We start from the raw sequence: 19,909 nt of genomic DNA, 5'->3' as shown, positions 1-19,909 counted from the left end.
GGTCTGACGACTCCGACACCGTGACGCTGAAGTTCCTCAACTACGGCGACTGGGTCGGCAAGACGGAGATCGCGGACTTCGAGAAGGCCAACCCCGGGATCAAGATCAAGCAGTACGCCCTGCCCGAGGGCGGCTCGTCGGCCCTGGCCGCGCAGCTGGCCAAGGACAAGGGCGCCTACGACCTGGTCGCGGTCGGCAACGCCACGGCCGCCCGTCTGGAAGCCGGCAAGCTGCTCGCGGACTTCGACCCCGCCTCGGTCCCGAACCTCGAGAACATCCCCGAGGAGTACCTCGAGCAGTTCCCGTGGGGCATCCCGACCGACCTCGGCAAGGTCGGGATCATCTACGACAAGGAGAAGGTCGCGAACCCGCCGGCCTCGTGGCAGGAGCTCTTCGACGACGCCGAGCAGTGGTCCGGCAAGATCGTGCTCCCGGACTACGACCTCGACGTGCAGGCGATCGCCCTGCTCGCTCTCGGCTACGACATCAACACCACCGACGAGGGTGAGCTCGCCGAGGCCGAGGAGAAGGTCAAGGACCTCAAGCCGGACCTGCTCGCCTTCCAGGGCGACGGCCGGGCCAAGTCGGTCATCGACGGCTCGGCCCTGATCGCGGTGGGCTACGACTACGAGTTCGCCGGCGCCGAGGACGACTCGATCGGCTGGGTCTCCCCGTCCGAGGGCACCCCCGGCTACATCGAGGGCGTCGCGGTGCTCCCCGGCAGCGAGCACGTCGAGGAGGCTTTGGCGTTCCTCGACTCCCGCCTCGAGCCGGAGACCTACGCCGGGCTGATCAACAACACCGGGTCGTCGTACCTGATGCCAGCCGCCGAGGAGTTCATCGACGAGTCGATCCTCACCAACCCCGCCCTGCAGCAGAACCCCGACTCGCCGTTCGTGGCCGAGCAGTTCCTCTCCGCCGAGGACACCGAGATCCGGGCCAAGATGTGGAACCGGATCAAGGCTTCCTGATGACCCAGGCTCCGTCCGCCCCGCGTCCCGGTGCCTCGGTGCACCGGGACGGGGGCACCTCCGGGCCGCGGTCGCCACGGCCGGGCAGCGACGACTCCCTGCGCCGACGCCGTCGCTGGGCGGGGATCCTGCTCGCGGCGCCGATGACGGCGTACGTCGTGGCCTTCTTCGTCGCACCCCTGGTGCTGCTCGCGGTCTACAGCGTCTCGGAGTTCGACCTGCTGACCTTCGAGGTGCGGCCGGGATTCTCGCTCGACAACTACCGCGAGATGTTCGGCGGCACGTACGTCGGCGCCGTGGTCCGCTCGCTCACGATGACGGTCGCGATGACCCTGGCCTGCGTGGTGCTCGGCTTCCCGGTCGCGCTCACGATCGCCCGGGCGACCGGCCGCCGCAAGGCGCTGCTCCTGCTCGCGGTCATCGTGCCGTACTGGATCAGCTTCGTGGTCCGGACCTACGCCTGGGTGGAGCTGCTCTCGCCGACCGGTGCGATCTCCGAGCTCGCCGCGGCCCTGGGCCTGGTCCCCGACGGCACCCAGCTCGGCTACTCGACCTTCGCGATCGGCATCGGCATGGTCGCGGGCTACCTGCCGCTGATGGTGCTGCCGATGTTCATGGCGCTCGACCGCATCGACCCGGCGCTCGAGGAGGCCGCGGCCGACATGGGGCTGAGCAGGCGGCGCACCTTCTGGAAGATCACCGTCAAGCTGGCCATGCCCGGCAGCATCGCCGGCGTCCTGCTCGTCGGCATCCCGGCGATGGGGGAGTACACCATCCCGGCCATCCTCGGCGGCTCCAAGACGCTGATGATCGGCAACGTCGAGGCCGACCAGTTCCTCTCGACCGGCAACTATCCGTTCGGCGCGGCGATCGCCACCACCTTGATGGTCGTCATGCTCGCCGTCCTCTTCGCCTCGCGCAGGCGCCTCGACCGGCTGGGAGACATCACGTGAAGCGCCGGTTCAGCCCAGCCTCGATCGTCACGGCCGTCGTCCTGGCCTTCCTCTACCTGCCGATCGGCATGGTGGTCGTCAACGCCTTCAACGCCGACGAGAACCTGATCGGCTGGGGCGGCTTCACCCTCGATTGGATCACCGGCGCCTTCGGCGACGAGCGGGTCCGCCAGGACTTCTGGACCAGCTGCGTCATCGCGCTGCTCTCCACCGCGGTCGCGGTGACCCTCTCGCTGGCCGCGGTGATGGCCGTGTCCCGGCTGCCCAAGCGGGCCGGTGCGGTGCTGCAGACGCTGACCTACGCCCGACTGATGATCCCCGAGGTCGTGATCGCCGCGGGCATCCTGGTCGTGATCGACCGGCTCGGGCTCACCACCGGCACCTGGTCGGTCGTGGCCGGGCACATCGTGTTCTGCTCGGCGTACGCGACCCTGGTCCTGCAGTCGCGGTTCGCGACCCTGACCGGCACGTACGACGAGGCCGCCGCCGACCTGGGCGCGCCGCCGTACCGCGTGTTCCTGCGGGTGCTGTGGCCGATGATGATGCCCGCGGTCGTGATCGCCTCGCTGCTCTCCTTCACGTTCTCCTTCGACGACGTCGTCAGCACGGTCTTCCTGGCCGGGCCGGAGACCGAGACGCTGCCGGTGCTCATCCTGAGCCTCTCGCGCCACGGCACCTCGCCGGAGATCAACGCGATCGCCGTCGCCTTCATGTTCGTCTCGCTCGTGCTCATGTGCCTGGTCGGGCTGGCCTCGTTCTGGCCCAGCAAGCAGGCACGCCGCGCCACCTCGGAGGAAGAAGCCTCATGACCACCGCCGTCGACCCGGACTACAGCCCCGCCTCGCTCCGGCTGGAGGACCTCGACTGCTCCTTCGCCGACCACCACGTCGTCAAGGGCATCAACCTGGACATCAAGGGAGGTGAGTTCTTCTCCCTCCTCGGACCCAGCGGCTGCGGCAAGACCACGACGCTGCGGATGATCGCCGGCCTCGAGCAGGCCACCGGCGGGCGGATCCTCGTCGACGGCAAGGAGATCCAGGGGGTCCCGCCGCACAGGCGGCCGGTGCACACGGTCTTCCAGAACTACGCCCTCTTCCCGCACCTGAACGTCTTCGAGAACGTGGCCTTCGGGCTGCGTGAGCGCAAGGAGGGCAAGCAGGCGATCCAGGAGAAGGTCGGCCGGCTCCTCGACCTGGTCGAGCTGACCGGCAAGGAGAACCACCGGCCGCGCCAGCTCAGCGGGGGCATGCAGCAGCGCGTCGCCCTGGCCCGTTCGCTGGTGCTCGGCCCGCGCGTGCTGCTGCTGGACGAGCCGCTCGGCGCCCTCGACCTGCGGATGCGCCGTCAGATGCAGGTGCTGCTGAAGTCGGTGCAGCACGAGCTCGGCATCACCTTCGTCTACGTGACCCACGACCAGGAGGAGGCGTTCGCCATGTCCGACCGGGTCGGGCTGATGCAGGACGGTGACCTCGTGCAGGTGGCCACCCCGGCCGAGGTCTACCACCAGCCGGCCACCCGCTTCGCCGCCGGCTTCGTCGGCGCCTCGAACAGTCTCGACGGCGTGGTCACCGCCGCCGGCCAGGGGACGTACGACGTCTCCATCCCCGGCGTCGGCCAGGGCCGGATCGACGGGGTGGGCGAGGTCCCTGGCGACAAGCGGGTCACGATGATCCTTCGTCCCGAGGTGGTCGGCCTGCAGTCCGACGAGCCGAGCGACTTCCGCGCCGACGGGATCGTGCGTGACATCGCCTTCCTGGGGGCGCGCACCTCGGTGCGCGTCGAGCTCGCCGGCGGCCAGGTCGTCACCGCCGACCTGGCCAGCCGCACGCTGCCCGCCAGCGTGAGCCCCGACGCTCCGTGCCGGGTCTCGTGGCGCAGCGCCGACCTGTGGGCGGTGACCCGGTGACGTACTCCGTCCTCGCCCGCTGCGAGCGCACCGGCCAGCTCGGCGTCGCGACCAGCACCTCCGACGTCGCCGTCGGCGCCCGGGTGCCGTGGCTGCGCACCGGCGTCGGTGCCGTCGTCACCCAGCACCGGACCGACCCCCGGCTCGGGCCGCGGATGCTCGACCTGATGGCGCTCGGTGCGAGCGCCGAGGAGGCCGTCGAGGGTGCCCGGCACTCCAGCGTGCACGCCGAGTGGCGCCAGCTCGCGGCGATCGGCACCTCCGGGCCCGGCGTCGGGTGGACCGGCGCCCACGTCGACCGCACCGGGGTCGCAGTGGTGAGCGCCGACGACCACGTCGTCGTCGGCAACATCCTCGTCGGGCAGGTCGTCGGCGACGCCGCGAGCGCCGCCTTCGCCGCCGATGCCGGCCTGGAGCTGGGGGAGCGGCTGGTCCGCGCGCTCGAAGCGGGCCTCGCCGCCGGCGGCGAGCCCGACCCGCTGCGCTCGGCGTGCCTGCGCGTGCACGGTGCCGAGTCGTTCCCGCTGGTCGACCTGCGGGTCGACGAGCACCCCGAGCCGCTGCGCGAGCTGCGCCGGCTGTGGGAGCTGTACGGCCCGGCCGCCGGCGAGTACGTCAGCCGGGCGATCGACCCCGACGCCGCGCGGGGCGTGGCCCCCGGCGCGGACCTGGAGGAGGCGGTCGTCGATGCCTGAGGGCGTGGCGGACCTCGCCGCCCTGCTCGAGCCGCGCCTGGACGACATCCTCGCCCTGGCGGCCTCGCTCACCGAGGTCGAGAGCGGGTCGTACGTGCCCGCCGGTGTCGACCGGGTGAGCAGCCTGGTCGCCGAGCAGCTGGCGCCCCTGGGCTTCACCGCGTCCACCCACTCGATCGGGCCCGACCGCGGGCAGGCCTTCGAGGCCACCCTCGAGACCGGGCGGCCCGGACTGCGGGTGCTGGTGCTCGGCCACGCCGACACCGTGTGGCCCGCGGGCGCGACGGCCGACTGGCCCGTCGTCACCGACCGCCCCGTCATGTCCGGTCCCGGCCTCGGCGACATGAAGTGCGCTCTCGCGATGGCCGTGCACGCGATCGCGGCCGCGTTGGAGACGGGCGTCCCGGGCGTCGCCTCGATCACCTACGCCCTGGTCCCCGACGAGGAGCTCGGCAGCGTCGGGAGCCGCGATTGGCTGGCCGACCTCGGCCGGCGCACCGACGTCTGCCTGGCCCTGGAGGCCGGACAAGTCGACGGCGGCGTGATCGTCTCCCGCGGCGCGGTCGGCGCCATGATCATCACCGCCCGCGGTCGCACCGCGCACAGCACCGACGAGAACGGCGCGAGCGCCGTGGCCGCGCTGGCCCCGCTCGTCGCCGGGCTCGAGGCGCTCACCGACCGGTCGCGGCGCACCATCTGCACCGTCGGGATCCTGCGCGGCGGCACCGCGCGCCAGGTCGTCCCCGACCATGCCGAGCTGCACCTCGACCTTCGGGCACCGGACGACGCCGCCGGCGAGGCGCTGGTCGCCGAGGTCCGCCGGCTCGCCGAGGCCGGCGCCGGCGCGGGCGTCACCGTCGAGATCTCCGGCGGGATCACCCGCCCGGCCCTGCCGCGCACCGTGACCGACCCCGTCTACGCACTCGCCGAGGAGCTCGCGTTCGGAGCCGGGCTCGCGCTGCGCCGCATCGACGAGATGGGCGGCTCCGACGCCAGCCTGGTCGGGCAGCTCGCCCCGCTCGCGCTCGACGGTCTGGGCCCGACCGCGTTCGACCAGTGCAGCCGCGCCGAGACGGTGCTCCGCGACTCCGTCGTACCCCGCACGGCGCTGCTGGCGGCGCTGATCGCCCAGGCCGGGCGGCTCGCCGTACACCTGCCGGACCGGGAGGAGGGCCGATGATGCCGATCCGCGTCGACCATCGATCAGGTGTTGTAAATATGACGATCGACAATGCCGATAACGCAACACAATCGGCCGACGTGCTGGACTTCGTCGTCGGGCTCACCTGGGGCCAGGTCCCCCCTGAGGTACGACGGCGCCTGGCCATGCTCACGCTCGACGCCTCCGTCGCCGCCCGGGCCGGCACCCGGCTGAGCGTCGCGCGGATCATCACCGACTTCGCCGCCGCGGCGATGCGCGGGGACGAGGCCACCTGCCTGCTCGACGGCAGCCGGGTGTCGGCGGCCGGGGCCGCGCTGGCCAACGGCACCCTGATGAACGCCGTCGACTACGACGACGGGCACGCCCTCGCCAAGGGCCACCCCGGTGCGGTGATCATCCCCGCCGCCCTCGCCGCGGCCGAGGCGAGCGGCGCCAGCCACGAGGAGTTCCTGCTCGCCACGCTCATCGGCTACGAGGTCGGGATCCGGGCCGCGATCGCCCAGCACGACCGCTGGCCGCTGTTCCACAGCAGCGGCACCTGGGGTGCCGTCGGGGCGGCGGCCGCCGCCGCCCGGCTGCTGAAGCTGGCGCCGGCCCAGGTCGACGCCGCCCTCGGCCTCGCCGAGTACCACGCTCCGGTCGACCTGATCATGCGCGCGGTCGCCGAGCCGACGATGGCCAAGGACGCGATGGGCTGGGGGGCGCACGTCGGCGTCACCAGCGCGCAGCTCGCCGCGGCCGGCTTCACCGCGCACCGCTCGGAGTTCGTCGCCGACCGGCGGCCCGGGGAGGGCGGTGTCCTGGGCGCCGAGTGGCAGCTGCTGACCACCTACGTCAAGCCCTTCCCGTGCTGCCGGTGGGTGCACCCGGCGCTGGCCGGCGCCGAGCGCGTGCTCGGCGACCTGGGCCGCGACCGGCTCGATCCCGCCGAGGTGACCCGGGTCGAGGTGCGGACCTTCCAGGCCGCCGCCGAGCTGTCCCGGGTCGTCCCCGCGACCAGCGAGGAGGCGCAGTTCAACCTGATCTGGCCGCTGGCCGCCTACCTCACCACGGGCGGGTTCGGCCTCGACGCGATCACCCGCGACCTGGGCGACCCCACCATCGCGCGGATGGCCGGCCTCGTCGAGATCGTCGTCGACCCCGAGCACGAGGCCGGCTTCCCCGCCGTACGACGCAGCACCCTCACGCTCACCCTCGCCGACGGGCGCACGGTCACCAGCGGTCCGTGCCTCGCGGCCGGGAGCGCGGAGGACCCGCACTGGGAGGACGTGGTGCGGGCCAAGTTCGCCGACGTCCCCGACGAGCGCTGGGCGTCGCTGTCCGCCGAGCCGCTGTGCTCCGGCGTCCGGGACCTGGTCGCCCTGGACCCGCTCTCCCCGCTGCTCCACCCCCTGGCCGACCCGTCCGACCATCCCCGCTCCACCGCCGCAACGCACCGCTGAACCCACCACGAAGGAGAAACCATGACCTCCCCCGAGCAGACCAAGCGTCTTGCCGCGATCGACGCCCTCGCCCAGGGCTTCCGCGACCGGGCCCGTCGCTACGACGACGAGGCGATCTTCCCGACCGAGAACTTCACCGAACTGCACGAGGCCGAGCTGCTGGCGCTCACCCTCCCCGAGAAGTGGGGCGGCCCGGGGCTGTGGACCGAGGGCGGCTTCGCCGAGTACTACGAGCTCATCGAGCACCTGGCGAGCATCGACGCTCCGACCGCGCAGCTGTTCCAGGTGCACTCCCACGCCATCGGCATGCTCGCCCACGCGGCCACGGACGCGCAGATGGAGAAGTACGTCGTCCCGATCGCCCGCGCCGGCGAGCTGGTCGCCTCCGTGGGCAGCGAGTCCGTGCCCGGCAAGAACAACCTCGGCACGTCGACCAGCCAGCTGGTGCGCAACGAGCAGGGGCAGTGGGTGCTCAACTGCACCAAGCACTTCGCCTCGCTGGGCCCGGGCGCCTCGCACTACGTCATCTGGCTGGCCATGCCCGGCACCGAGGAGTACGACCACCGCACCATCGCCGTCCTGGTGCCGCGCGACGTCCCCGAGGTCGAGCTCATCGACAACTGGGACGTCCTGGGGATGCGCTCCACGGTCAGCTGGGCGGTCAAGGTCACCGACTACGTGCTGCCCGACGACGCGATCTTCGGCGAGCCCGGCTGGTGGGAGACCGACGACACGCGCACGTTCACGCTCGCGTTCGCGGCCAACCACCTCGGCGCGGCTCGCGGCGCCCTCGAGTTCACGATCGACTGGGTGCGCGAGCGTCCGCAGCTGGCCACCAGCGAGCTGATCCAGTTCCAGCTCGGCGAGCTGGCCGCGAAGGTCTCCTCGGCGCGCGCCGCGCTCTTCGACGCCGCCGCCGTGTGGGACTCCGGACAGCGCTCGGAGGGCGAGTTCCGGGGCGTGCACGCGCTGACCGTGGCCAAGCAGGTCGCCCTGGAGGTGACCCAGCGCTGCCTCGACGTCTGCGGCTCGCGCTCGATGTTCAAGAGCTACCCGCTGGAGCGCTTCTACCGCGACACCCGCGCGTTCTCGCTGCACTACCGGGTGGACAACTACACCCGCAACCTCGGCGCCTCGCTGCTCGCCCAGGGGTTCTCGGTCAACGGCAACGGCGGCCTGACCCCCGTCGAGGCCTGACCGAGCGCCCACCACCCTCCGGACCGACGACCACGGGAGCACGCTGATGACACTCATGACGACCGACACCGATCCGGCCACCCTGCGGGCCGCGTACGCCAGCTTCCCGACCGGGGTGACCGCGGTCTGCGCCGAGCTCGAGGGGGAGCTGGTCGGCATGGCGGCCAGCTCCTTCACGGCGGTCTCGCTGGATCCGCCGCTGGTCTCGGTGTGCGTCATGCACGGCTCGCGAACCTGGCAGCGGCTGCAGGAGGCGACCCGGCTGGGAGTCAGCGTGCTGGCTGCCGACCAGGGCGCCGCCTGCCGGGCCCTGGGCGCGAAGGAGGGCGACCGGTTCGTGGGCGTCGACACCGCGGTGACCCCCGAGGGGGCGGTGCTCGTCCGGGGTGCCGGCGTCTGGCTGGACTGCGAGGTCCAGGGGCACCTGCCCGCGGGCGACCACGAGATCGTGCTGCTGCGGGTGCTCGGGCTCGACGTCGACACCCTGCGGGAGCCGCTGGTCCACCTGGCCGGCGGCTTTCGCGACCTGACCCCGCGCGCCCCGCGCCGGGTCGAGACCCTCACCGCGGTGGCCGCCGCCGCGGCCCGTGAAGGAGCACTGTCATGACCGGTCGGCGCGTGGTCGTCGTCGGGGGCGGGCTGATCGGGCTCTCGATCGCCCGGGCCCTCACCGAGCGGGGCGTGAGCGACGTCCTCGTGCTCGAACGGCACAGCCTGGCCAGCGGCGGGACCGGCAAGTCGAGCGGGATCGTGCGCTCCCACTACGGCGTGCCGTCGATCGCCGCGATGGCCTGGCGCAGCCTGCCGACCTTCGAGCGCCTCGGTGCCGAGGTCGGCTTCCGGCAGGTCGGCTACTCCGTCATCGTCGGGGCGGAGAACGCAGACCCCCTGCGGGCCAACACCGCGATGCACCAGGGGCTCGGCATCGAGGTCGACCTGATCGACCCCGACCGGCTCCAGGAGCTGTGGCCGATGATGGCGGTCGAGGACGTCGCCCTGGCGTCGTACGAACCCCGTGGCGGGTTCGCCGACGCCACCCAGCTGGCCCTCCACTTCGGCCAGCAGGCCCGCGCCCGGGGCGCGAAGGTCCGGCAGCACACGCCCGTCGCCCGGATCCGGACCGAGGGCGACCGGGTGTCCGGGGTGGTCCTGGAGAGCGGCGAGGAGGTCGACGCGGACCAGGTGATCGTGGCCTCGGGGTGGTGGTCCAAGAAGCTGCTCGCCGAGCTCGGCGTCGACTTCCCGGTGGAGGCCTACCGCTCCGAGCTGCTGATCGTCGACGCCGGTGAGCCGCTGCCGGACCTGCCGGTGGTCTCGGACCTGGTCAGCCTGCAGTACTGCCGGCTCGAGGGCTCGGGCCAGTTCCTGGTCGGCAACAGCGACCACGGCGACTTCGCCCCGAAGCTGGTGGACCCGGACGCCTACTCGAACATCGCCTCCGAGGCCAGCATCGAGAAGTACGCCGAGAAGGTCCTGCACCGCTTCCCGGGCTTCCCCGAGCCGTCGGTCACCCACACCTACGCCGGCGTGTACGACGTACCGCCGGACTGGAACCCGGTGATCGCGCCGGTGGGCGGCGTCGAGGGCCTGATCCTGGCCGCCGGGTTCGCCGGCCACGGGTTCAAGATCAGCCCCGCCGTCGGTGACCTGGTGGCCGACCTGGTGCTCGAGGGCGACAGCACCGACCCCGACGTACCGGCCTCGGACTTCCGCCTGGAGCGGTTCGCCGAGGGCCGGCCGCTGAGCAGCCTGCACCCGTACGTCGGCGCGGGGGAGATGCGGTGAGCGACACCGTCGCCGGCCTGCTGGCCGAGATCGCGGACGTCGGGCGCGACCCGCAGCGTGGGGGCTACTCCCGGCTGGTGCACTCCTCGGCCGAGCACGAGCTGCGGGAGTGGTTCGTCGCGCACGCCGAGCGCCGGGGCCTGGAGGTCGAGGTCGACCGCAACGGTGCGATCTGGGCCTGGCACGCGCCCGGCGGCTCGCGCGACGACGCCGTCGTCACCGGCAGCCACCTGGACTCGGTGCCGGGTGGTGGCGCGTACGACGGTCCCCTCGGCGTCGTCGCCGCGCTCGTGGCCGTCGACCTGCTGCGCGAGCGCGGGGCGCTGGGGGAGCGGCCGCTGGCCGTCACGGTGTTCCCCGAGGAGGAGGGCTCGCGCTTCGGCGTGGCCTGCCTGGGGTCCCGGCTGATGACCGGGGCGATCAGCCCCGACCGCGCCCGCGCCCTGACCGACGTCGACGGGCGCACGTTCGCCGAGGTCGTCGCGGCCGGCGGGCTGGACCCGGAGCGTCTCGGGCCCGACCGTGAGGCGCTCGGCCGGATGGCGGCCTTCGTGGAGGTGCACGTGGAGCAGGGGCGGGGGCTGGTCGACCTGGACCGCCCGATCGCCGTCGCGTCCTCGATCCTGGGGCACGGCCGCTGGCGGGTCAGCATCACCGGCGAGGGCAATCACGCCGGCACCACGCTGATGGCGGACCGCCGCGACCCGATGGTGGCGACCGGGCGGCTGGTGGCGGCGATCCGCGATCTCGCGCGCCGGCACCCCGGGGCGCGGGCCACGGTCGGCCGCCTGGTCCCCACCCCGGGCGGGACCAACGTCATCGCGTCCCGCGTCGACGCGTGGGTCGACGTACGCCACCCCGACGACGTCGTCACCAACGTCGTGGTGGAGCAGATCCGCGAGGCGGCGAGCCTGCTCGCGGCCGAGGAGGGCTGCGCCGCGACGATGGTCGAGGAGTCGTTCAGCCCGACGGTCGACTTCGACGCCGGCCTGCGCGACTCGCTGGCGGCCACGCTCGGGGACGCACCGGTGCTCGGCACCGGCGCCGGGCACGACGCCGGGATCCTCAAGGACCACGTGCCGACCGCCATGCTCTTCGTCCGCAACCCCACCGGGGTCTCCCACGCGCCGGGTGAGCACGTCGACGACGCCGACGCCGAGGAGGGCGCCGGCGCGCTCGCGGACGCGCTGGAGCACCTGTTGCAGCTCGGGGCCGACTCCCGGACCTGACGCGTCGCGGGCGATCCGTGCGTCGGGACAGTGGCGTGAAGGCGCCTTGAAGCCGGGGTGAAAGCACCTCTCCCTAGCGTCGCTCGTACGTCGTTCGGCACTCGGACGCGTCCGATCGGAGGCCACCTTGACCACCACGACTCCCGCACCGTCGGGCACCTACTCGTCCCTGCGCGCGGCGTGGATCCCCCTCGCTGCCCTGTGCCTGGCGTTCTTCGTCGAGATGGTCGACAACACGTTGCTGTCGATCGCGCTGCCGACGATCGGCCGCGACCTCGGCAGCGGCACGACCGCGCTGCAGTGGGTCACCGGGGCGTACTCGCTGACGTTCGGCGGACTCCTGCTCACCGCGGGGTCGATCGCCGACCGGTTCGGACGTCGGCGGGTGCTGTTGGCGGGGCTCGCCGTCTTCGGCTTGCTGAGCCTGTCCGTCGTCTTCGTGACGACGGCGGGCGAGCTCATCGCGCTGCGCGCCGCGCTCGGTGTCGCCGCCGCGGCGATGGCGCCCATCACCAACTCGCTGGTCTTCCGGCTCTTCGACGACAAGGCGCTGCGGATGCGCGCGATGACCCTGATGATCGTGGTCGGGATGTCCGGGTTCGTCCTCGGTCCGCTGCTCGGCGGCACCGCACTGGCCCACGTGCGGTGGGAGTGGCTGCTCGTCGTCAACGCGCCGATCGCGCTGATCGCCTGCGTCGGTGTCCGGCTCGGCGTGCCCGCCGACCGGCCCGAAGACCTGACCAAGGACACACTCGACCTGCCCGGTGCCCTGCTCAGCATCACCACCATCGGTCTCGCGTGCTACTCGCTCACCAGTGGCGTCGAGCACGGCTGGCTCTCGGCGATCACGCTCGGCTCGATCGTCGGCGCCGTGGCTGCCGGCGCGGCGTTCGTGGGGCACGAGCGTCGTACCGCCTCACCGATGCTGGACCTCCGCCTGTTCTCCAACGGCACCGTCCGGGGCGCCGCCATCGCGCAGGTCGGGACGTCGATCGCGATGGCCAGTGTGATGTTCGGGCTGATCTTCCACTTCCAGTACGCCTACGGCTGGAGCCCCGTTCGGGCAGGTCTGGCGAACCTGCCGATCATCGTGACGATGATTGCTGCCACCCCGGTCTCCGAGTGGCTCGCGCGACGGTTCGGCCACCGCGTGGCCTGCCTGGTCGGCGCGGCCTGCCTGGCCGGCTCCCTGGCCGGACTCTCGTGGGGTGTCGACCACGGGTATCCCGCCATCGCCGTCTCCATGGTGGTGATGACCGTAGGACTGCGCACCGTCATGACCATCTGTGCCGTCGCGCTCATCGACGCGATGCCGAGCAACCGGACCTCGATCGGCGCTGCACTCAACGACACCGCACAAGAGGTCGGCTCCAGCGTCGGCACCGCCGTAGTCGGGACCCTGATCGCCGCCCTGGTCACCACCCAGCTCCCGACAGGCGCCTGGAGCAGCCCCCTCGTCGCGTCCTTCTTCCACGGCGAACGGATCACCTACGCCGTGCTCGCCGTCGTCGTCGGCCTGCTCGCCGCGGGCGGTGCACTCACGCTCACCAACTCCCGGGCAACCGAGGAACCCGGCTGACGAGTAGGGCGTCGTTCGTCCGTGCTGGTCGGGATCGGCTCACGTGTCGCGATGCTCTCGGGACACGGCACCGACGGCACGGGACAGCAGGGTGTGCAGGGTCCGTCGTTCCTGGGGACTCAGGGTCGAGAAGAGCTGATCCTCGATATGTCCGAACCGGGTCGTTGCCTCGGTGAGCTCGCGCGTGCCCTTGCTGGAGATCTCGACGATGTGGCGGCGGCGGTCCGCCGGATCCCGCCGCCGCGTCACGAGCTCGTGCTCCTCCAGCTCGTTGAGCAGGCCCACGACATTGCTGGGGTCGAGCCGCAGGGCCTCGGCCAGTCCTCGCTGTCCCAGGGGGCCTTGCTCGCTGATGACCTCGAGCGCGATGACGTGCCGGGGCCGGAGCGTGTCCGGCAGTGCCTCAGCTGCTCGCCGGCCCATGCGGGCGAGGTAGTCGAGCATCGGCACGAGTCGAGTCTCGTCGGCGGTTCCTGACGTGGGCACGAAGGCAGTCTACGAGTGACAGATAGTTTGTGGAGCACAAATCATCGGTATAGTGGGCATTATTAGTCCTCGACGGAAGTAGACCGCCATGACCACCGCTCGCGCGCTCCCCGGACTCGCCACCCCACGACCCATCGTCTCGGCGAAACCGGTGGCGATCCCCGCACCTCACCGCGGCCAGGACCTGCACGTGCGCATCTCCGCACCCGCCGCCGGCCGCGACCTGCCCATCATCGTGTTCGCGCACGGATTCGGGTCGTCGCTGGAGGCGTACGGGCCCTTGACCGACTACTGGGCGGCCCACGGATTCGTCGTGGTCCAGCCGACCTTCCTCGACTCCCGGACTGTGAACCTGGCTGCGGACGACCCCCGCACGCCGGACATCTGGCGGCTCAGGGTCGAGGACGTGAAACTGGTCCTGGACCAGCTCGATCTCGTCGAGACCTCGCTCCCCGGTCTGGCCGGACGGCTCGACCGGTCGCGCATCGCTGCGGCGGGCCACTCCTTCGGTGGTCAGACGGCCGGCAACCTGCTGGGCCTCAAGGTGCTCGAACCTGACGGCACGGGCGGCGAGGATCTCTCCGATGCCCGCATCAAGGCCGGCGTGCTGCTCGCCACGGCGGGGGAGGGTGGCAAGAACCTGACCCCGTTCGCCGCCGAGCACCTGCCCTTCATGCAGGCCAGCTTCGGGCACATGTCGACGCCCGCCCTGATCGTCGCCGGGGACCGGGACGACTCGCCGCTCACCGTGCGCGGTCCCGACTGGTGTGCCGATCCTTACCACCTGAGCCCCGGCGAGAAGAGCCTGCTGACGCTCATCGACGCCGAGCACTCGCTCGGTGGCATCGCGGGTTACGAGGCTGCGGAGACGACCGATGAGAACCCCGAGCGCGTGGCCCTGGTCCAGCGGGTCACACTGGCCTACCTGCGCAGCGTGCTCGGTCTCGACGACACGGGATGGGCGAAGGTACGTGCCGAGCTCGCCGCGAATCACCCGTCGGGACGGCTCGAGTCGAAGTAGACGCGCGGCCCCAGCTGACCGGACGTCCGTCCGTCAGGACCTGGTGGAGGTGGCTGCCTTCGCGAGGACCGCCGTCGGCACCTGACGGCCGCGTTCCCGGGGATCCGATGCGGGTGCCGGAGGGAAGATGGCCACCTGCCGTTCACCTCGATGCAGCAAGGTCACTCGCGTGCCTGACCCCGCCGATCCCACCGCGCCCCTCCTGCGGGGCGATCAGGCTCCGCCCGCCCGCACCCTCGTGGACGTCTTCCGGGCGACGGTCGACCAGGCGGCCGACGAACCGGCGGTCGACGCCGGCACCGGCGCACTGACGTACGCCGAGCTGGCCGAGGCCGCCGACGGACTGGCCGCCGAGCTGAACGCGCTGGGAGTCGGACGCGGCGACAAGGTCGGGGTCCGGGTCGGCTCGGGCACCACCGACCTGTACGTCGCCATCCTCGGCGTGCTGCTCGCGGGCGCGGCGTACGTCCCCGTCGACGCCGACGACCCTGACGAACGAGCCCGACTGGTCTTCGGGGAGGCCGACGTCGCGGCCGTCGTGGGCAACGACCTCGCGATCACCGCCCGGCGGTCGGGTCCGGCCCGCGAGCCGGAGGACCCGGGTCTGGACGACGACGCGTGGGTCATCTTCACCTCCGGCTCGACCGGCACCCCCAAGGGCGTTGCGGTGACCCACCGCAACGCCGCGGCCTTCGTGGACGCGGAGTCCCGGATGTTCCTCCAGGACGAGCCGCTCGGCGTGGGTGACCGGGTGATGGCCGGCCTGTCCGTGGCCTTCGACGCCAGCTGCGAGGAGATGTGGCTCGCCTGGCGGTACGGCGGCTGCCTGGTGCCGGCACCTCGCGCCCTGGTCCGCAGCGGCATCGACGTCGGCCCGTGGCTGGTGGCCAACCGGGTCACCGTGGTCTCGACGGTGCCGACCCTGGTGGCGTTGTGGCCGGCCGAGGCGCTGGCGAGGGTGCGGCTGCTGATCATGGGCGGCGAGGCCTGCCCGCCCGAGCTGGTCGCGCGACTGATCGCGCCCGGACGCGAGGTCTGGAACACCTACGGCCCCACCGAGGCCACCGTCGTCGCCTGCGGCGCGCTGCTGACCGGCGAGGCACCGGTGCCGATCGGCCTGCCGCTGGACGGCTGGGACCTGGCCGTCGTCGACGCCGACGGACGTCACGTCGCCCCGGGCGAGACCGGCGAGCTGATCATCGGCGGCGTCGGACTGGCCCGCTACCTCGACCCCGTCAAGGACGCCGAGAAGTACGCCGCGATGCCGTCCCTCGGCTGGGACCGCGCCTACCGCTCCGGCGACCTGGTCGTCTTCGAACCCGCGGGGCTGCTGTTCGGCGGCCGCGCGGACGACCAGGTCAAGCTCGGCGGCCGGCGGATCGAGCTGGGCGAGATCGACAGCGCCCTGCTGCAGCTGCCCGGCGTGCACGGAGCCGCCGCGGCGGTCCGGCGGAGCGCGGCCGGAAACCAGCTGCTCGTCGGCTACGTCGCCGTCGACGCCTCCTTCGACCGGGCCCGGTCGCTGGAGCTGTTGCGCCGCGACCTGCCCGCGGCGCTGGTCCCGCGGGTGGCGGTGGTCGACCAGATCCCGACCCGCACATCGGGCAAGGTCGACCGTGACGCCCTGCCCTGGCCGCTGCCGACCGCTGCGGACACCGGTGCCACGAGTCTCGGCGGCACCGAGACCTGGGTCGCCGAGCTCTGGCTGGAGGTGCTCGGCGCGAGTGTCCGCGGCCGGGAGGACGACTTCTTCGACCTCGGTGGCGGCAGCCTGACCGCGGCACAGATGGTCTCCCGGCTCCGCACCCGCTATCCCGAGGTCGTGGTCGGCGACCTCTACGAGCAGCCGACCCTCGGCGGGCTCGCGGCGTACCTCGACGGCATGGCCGAGGCGGGACCGACCAGCGACCGCACCGTGCCGGTGGTGCCGTTGAAGACCCAGGCCGGGCAGGTCGCCGCGTTGCTGGGGCTGCGGGCGCTGGCCGGGCCGCGCTGGCTGACCTGGGCCGCGATCGGCTGCCAGACCCTCGACCTGATGGGCCTGGAGTGGCTGCCGACCCTGCACCCGCCCCTGCTCGGCCTCGCGGTGCTGCTCTTCGTCGCGCCGATGGGCCGGATGCTGCTCGCGGCCACCGGCGCCCGGCTGCTGCTGAACGGCATCGAGCCCGGCGAGCACCCGCGAGGCGGCAAGGTGCACCTGCGGCTGTGGCTGGCCACCCGCGTCGCCGACGAGCTCGGCGCCACCTCGCTCGCGGGCGCGCCCTACATGACCTGGTACGCCCGGCTCCTCGGTGCCAGCGTCGGACCCGACGTCGACCTGCACAGCCTGCCGCCGGTGACCGGCTTCCTGACCCTCGGCAAGGGCTGCTCGGTCGAGCCGGAGGTCGACCTGACCGGTCACTGGATCGACGGCGACGTGCTGCACCTCGGGCCGGTGCGGATCGGCGCGAGAGCCCGCGTCGGAGCGCGCTCGATGCTGGTCCCCGGCGCGGTCGTGGGCGCGGGCGCCGAGGTCGCGCCCGGCTCCGCCGTCTTCGGAACCGTGCCCGAGGGCGAGTTCTGGTCCGGTGCTCCAGCCGCCCGGGTCGCCACCGACGCCCGCGGTCCGTGGCACTCGCGGCCCGTCAACCGGAGCAGCTGGGTCGCGGCGTACGCCGTCGTCGCGCTGCTGCTCTCCTCACTCCCGGTCGCGGCGGTCGTCGCCGGGCTCGCCGTGCCGCTGCTGCTCGATCGCCCGGACGGGTACGCCGACGCCCTCGGGCTGCTGGCCTGGCTGCCGGTCTCCACGGTGGTCGGCCTGCTGGTACTGGCCTTCCTCGTGTGGGCCGTGGTCCGAGTCGCCGGGCTGGCGATCCGCACCGGCGTCCATCCCGTCCGCAGTGCCCCCGCTCTCGCGGTGTGGACGACCGTCCGGGTGCTCGACGAGGCACGGACCTGGCTGTTCCCGCTCTACTCCTCCCAGCTCACCGCCGGGTGGCTGCGTGCGCTCGGCGCCCGGGTCGGACGCGACGTCGAGGCCTCGACGGTGCTGATGATCCCGTCGCTGACCCAGGTCGGCGCCCAGGCGTTCCTCGCCGACGACACCCTGATCGGCGGCTACGAGCTCGGCGGCGGGTGGCTGCGGGTGGAGCGGGTCAAGATCGGCAAGCGGGCCTTCGTCGGCAACTCCGGCATGGCCGCCCCGGGACGCAAGGTCCCCAAGGCCTCGCTGGTCGCGGTGCTCTCCGCGGCACCTCGCCGCAAGGTCGCGACGGCCGGCGAGTCCTGGCTCGGCAGCCCGCCCGCCCCCCTGCGCCGGGTCAGCCAGGACACCGACGCGGCCCGCACCTACCAGCCCCCGAGACGGCTGAAGGTGGCCCGCGGGTTCGTCGAGCTGTGCCGGCTGGTCCCGGTCATGGCCGCCCTCGCCCTGGCCGCGGTCAGCACCGTCACCCTGGTCGCGGTCGCGGACGCCGCCGGGCCGCTGATCAGCCTGGTGCTCGCCGGGCCGGTGCTGGCCGCGGGTGGAATCGTCGCCGCCCTGGTCACGGTCGCCGCGAAGTGGCTGCTCGTCGGCAGGGTCCGCCCCGGCGACCACCCGCTGTGGAGCTCGTTCGTGTGGCGCAACGAGCTGGCCGACACCTTCGTCGAGGTGCTCGCCGCGCCGTGGTTCGCCCGGGCCGTCGCCGGCACCCCGCTGCTCAACGTGTGGTTCCGCGCCATGGGCGCACGGATCGGTCGCGGCGTGTGGTGCGAGACCTACTGGCTGCCCGAGACCGACCTGGTCGACCTCGGCGACGGCGCCACGGTCAACCAGGGCAGCGTGGTGCAGACCCACCTGTTCCACGACCGGCTGCTCAGCCTCGACTCGGTCGTCCTTCGACGCGGCGCGACCCTCGGTCCGAACAGCGTGATCCTCCCCGCGGCGACGCTGGGCCGCCACGCTACGGTCGGTCCCGTGTCGTTGGTGATGAGGGGCGAGTCGGTGCCCGACAAGACGACCTGGATCGGCAACCCCATCGGGCCGTGGGTGTCCCGCTCGTGAAGCTGCCCGGCAGCCGCTCGGACCTGCCCACCGCCGACCCCTACCTGCCGGGGCACGGCGATCCGTCCTGGAGCGCGACGCGCTACGAGCTCGCTCTGAGCTACGAGGTCGACGGCAACCGGCTGCGCGGGGAGGCGACCATCGAGGCGCTCGCCGAGACCGACCTCGACCGGGTCGTCCTCGACCTGGCCCACCTCGACGTCGAGAAGGTCACCGTCGACGGTCGGCCGCCCGCCAGGTACGCCGTCCGCGACCACCGGCTCGTCGTCACGCTGCGCACCCCGATCGGCGCCGGCACGGTCTTCCGGATGAGCGTCAAGTACGCCGGCAAGCCCAAGCCGCTGATCGAGAAGCACCACGGCGAGGCCGGCTGGGAGGAGCTCACCGACGGGGTGATCGTGGCCGGCCAGCCGCACGGGGCGCCGACCTGGTTCCCCTGCAACGACCGGCCCGACGACAAGGCGTCGTACCGCATCTCGGTCGCCACGCATCCCGACTACACCGTCGTCGCGAACGGCCGGCTCGAGAGCCGCCTGCGCCGCGGCAACACCGTGACCTGGGTCCACGAGCAGGACGAGCCGATGTCGACCTACCTCGCCACCGTCCAGATCGGGAGGTACGAGCTCCGCCGGCTCGACGCCGCCGTCCCCATGCTCGCCGCCGTACCCGAGGGCACCACCGACGGGTTCGAGGCCGGGTTCGGCCGTCAGCCGGAGATGCTCGCCGTCTTCACCGAGCTGTTCGGCCCCTACCCGTTCGGCTCGTACGCCGTCGTGGTCACCGACGACGATCTCGAGATCCCGCTGGAGTCGCAGAGCCTGTCGACCTTCGGCCGCAACTACCTTCGCGACGACTGGGGAGCCGTCCGGCTGGTGGCCCACGAGCTGGCCCACCAGTGGTTCGGCAACGCCGTCACCCTGCGGGAGTGGCGCGACATCTGGTTGCACGAGGGGTTCGCCTGCTACGCCGAGTGGCTCTGGTCCGAGCACTCCGGCGGCGAGCCGGCCGACGACCACGCGCGCCGCCACCACCAACGCCTCGCCGGCCTCGACCAGGACCTGGTGCTCGCCGACCCGGGTCCGGAGCTGATGTTCGACGACCGGGTCTACAAGCGCGGCGCGCTGACCCTGCACGCCCTGCGCCTCACCGTCGGCGACGACGCCTTCTTCGACCTGCTGCGCGGCTGGGTCGCCGACCACACGGGCGGCTCGGTGACCACCACCGACTTCGTCGCGTACGCCGAGCAGCGCACCGGCGCTGCCCTCGCGAACCTGTTCAGGGCGTGGCTGGACCACCCGGACCTGCCGGACCTGCCAGACCTGTCAGCCGCCAGGTGACCGTCGAGCCGACGTAGCACGAGGTCGCGCTCGCGCAGGCGAGGCGACTCGAGCACCACCTGAGCCGGGATCCGTCCCGTTCACCTCGACTTCATGCGGCAAGGCACGGGTGTAGTCCAAGC

16 protein-coding genes are annotated in these 19,909 nt (G+C 72.5%); 15 read left to right on the top strand and 1 reads right to left on the bottom strand.

Annotation, left to right across the window (positions count from 1 at the left end; translation table 11 throughout):
* Nucleotides 1-20 precede the first annotated feature (20 nt).
* The 12 genes from MUB56_RS21080 (at nucleotide 21) to MUB56_RS21025 (ending at nucleotide 12,919) form a co-directional block, all read left to right on the top strand.
* Nucleotides 21-971: a spermidine/putrescine ABC transporter substrate-binding protein gene (locus MUB56_RS21080; RefSeq protein WP_244928977.1), complete on the top strand. Its 951-nt coding sequence runs from the start codon at nucleotides 21-23 to the stop codon at nucleotides 969-971.
* Nucleotides 971-1,924 (top strand): ABC transporter permease, encoded by a 954-nt coding sequence (locus tag MUB56_RS21075; protein WP_244928976.1) that lies wholly within the window; start codon nucleotides 971-973, stop codon nucleotides 1,922-1,924. Before MUB56_RS21080 ends, MUB56_RS21075 begins: the two co-directional genes overlap by 1 nt.
* On the top strand, nucleotides 1,921-2,733 hold the full coding sequence (locus tag MUB56_RS21070) for an ABC transporter permease (protein ID WP_244928975.1): 813 nt from the start codon (nucleotides 1,921-1,923) through the stop codon (nucleotides 2,731-2,733). Before MUB56_RS21075 ends, MUB56_RS21070 begins: the two co-directional genes overlap by 4 nt.
* Nucleotides 2,730-3,830 carry an ABC transporter ATP-binding protein gene (locus MUB56_RS21065; protein ID WP_244928974.1) on the top strand — a complete coding sequence of 367 codons (1,101 nt, stop codon included), beginning with the start codon at nucleotides 2,730-2,732 and terminating at the stop codon, nucleotides 3,828-3,830. The genes MUB56_RS21070 and MUB56_RS21065 overlap by 4 nt, the downstream gene beginning before the upstream one ends.
* Nucleotides 3,827-4,525 carry a DUF1028 domain-containing protein gene (locus tag MUB56_RS21060; protein WP_244928973.1) on the top strand — a complete coding sequence of 233 codons (699 nt, stop codon included), beginning with the start codon at nucleotides 3,827-3,829 and terminating at the stop codon, nucleotides 4,523-4,525. The genes MUB56_RS21065 and MUB56_RS21060 overlap by 4 nt, the downstream gene beginning before the upstream one ends.
* Nucleotides 4,518-5,705: a M20/M25/M40 family metallo-hydrolase gene (locus MUB56_RS21055; protein WP_244928972.1), complete on the top strand. Its 1,188-nt coding sequence runs from the start codon at nucleotides 4,518-4,520 to the stop codon at nucleotides 5,703-5,705. The genes MUB56_RS21060 and MUB56_RS21055 overlap by 8 nt, the downstream gene beginning before the upstream one ends.
* Nucleotides 5,702-7,129 (top strand): MmgE/PrpD family protein, encoded by a 1,428-nt coding sequence (locus MUB56_RS21050; RefSeq protein ID WP_244928971.1) that lies wholly within the window; start codon nucleotides 5,702-5,704, stop codon nucleotides 7,127-7,129. Before MUB56_RS21055 ends, MUB56_RS21050 begins: the two co-directional genes overlap by 4 nt.
* Nucleotides 7,130-7,150: 21 nt before the next feature.
* Entirely contained in the window at nucleotides 7,151-8,326 is a 1,176-nt protein-coding gene (locus MUB56_RS21045) for an acyl-CoA dehydrogenase family protein (RefSeq protein ID WP_244928970.1), read from the top strand.
* Between the two features lie 46 nt (nucleotides 8,327-8,372).
* Nucleotides 8,373-8,933: a flavin reductase family protein gene (locus MUB56_RS21040; RefSeq protein WP_244928969.1), complete on the top strand. Its 561-nt coding sequence runs from the start codon at nucleotides 8,373-8,375 to the stop codon at nucleotides 8,931-8,933.
* Nucleotides 8,930-10,111, top strand: coding sequence for an FAD-dependent oxidoreductase (locus tag MUB56_RS21035; RefSeq protein WP_244928968.1), 1,182 nt, complete (start codon nucleotides 8,930-8,932; stop codon nucleotides 10,109-10,111). Before MUB56_RS21040 ends, MUB56_RS21035 begins: the two co-directional genes overlap by 4 nt.
* Entirely contained in the window at nucleotides 10,108-11,340 is a 1,233-nt protein-coding gene (locus tag MUB56_RS21030) for an allantoate amidohydrolase (protein WP_244928967.1), read from the top strand. The genes MUB56_RS21035 and MUB56_RS21030 overlap by 4 nt, the downstream gene beginning before the upstream one ends.
* Nucleotides 11,341-11,467: 127 nt before the next feature.
* Entirely contained in the window at nucleotides 11,468-12,919 is a 1,452-nt protein-coding gene (locus tag MUB56_RS21025) for an MFS transporter (protein WP_244928966.1), read from the top strand.
* Nucleotides 12,920-12,958: 39 nt separating this feature from the next.
* Here the strand turns inward: MUB56_RS21025 and MUB56_RS21020 are convergent, their stop codons facing one another.
* Complete coding sequence (locus MUB56_RS21020) at nucleotides 12,959-13,363, bottom strand: MarR family winged helix-turn-helix transcriptional regulator (protein ID WP_244928965.1); 405 nt, start codon at nucleotides 13,361-13,363, stop codon at nucleotides 12,959-12,961.
* Nucleotides 13,364-13,493: 130 nt separating this feature from the next.
* Here MUB56_RS21020 and MUB56_RS21015 point away from each other — a divergent pair, with 130 nt between their 5' ends.
* The 3 genes from MUB56_RS21015 (at nucleotide 13,494) to MUB56_RS21005 (ending at nucleotide 19,787) form a co-directional block, all read left to right on the top strand.
* Entirely contained in the window at nucleotides 13,494-14,426 is a 933-nt protein-coding gene (locus MUB56_RS21015; RefSeq protein ID WP_244928964.1) for a chlorophyllase, read from the top strand.
* Nucleotides 14,427-14,595: 169 nt separating this feature from the next.
* On the top strand, nucleotides 14,596-18,450 hold the full coding sequence (locus MUB56_RS21010) for a Pls/PosA family non-ribosomal peptide synthetase (RefSeq protein WP_244928963.1): 3,855 nt from the start codon (nucleotides 14,596-14,598) through the stop codon (nucleotides 18,448-18,450).
* Nucleotides 18,432-19,787, top strand: coding sequence for a M1 family metallopeptidase (locus MUB56_RS21005; protein WP_244928962.1), 1,356 nt, complete (start codon nucleotides 18,432-18,434; stop codon nucleotides 19,785-19,787). The genes MUB56_RS21010 and MUB56_RS21005 overlap by 19 nt, the downstream gene beginning before the upstream one ends.
* Nucleotides 19,788-19,909 lie beyond the last annotated feature (122 nt).

The sequence above is a fragment of the Nocardioides sp. W7 genome (assembly GCF_022919075.1).
Lineage (GTDB): Bacteria > Actinomycetota > Actinomycetes > Propionibacteriales > Nocardioidaceae > Nocardioides.
This window is presented reverse-complemented; position numbering and strand designations above follow the sequence as displayed.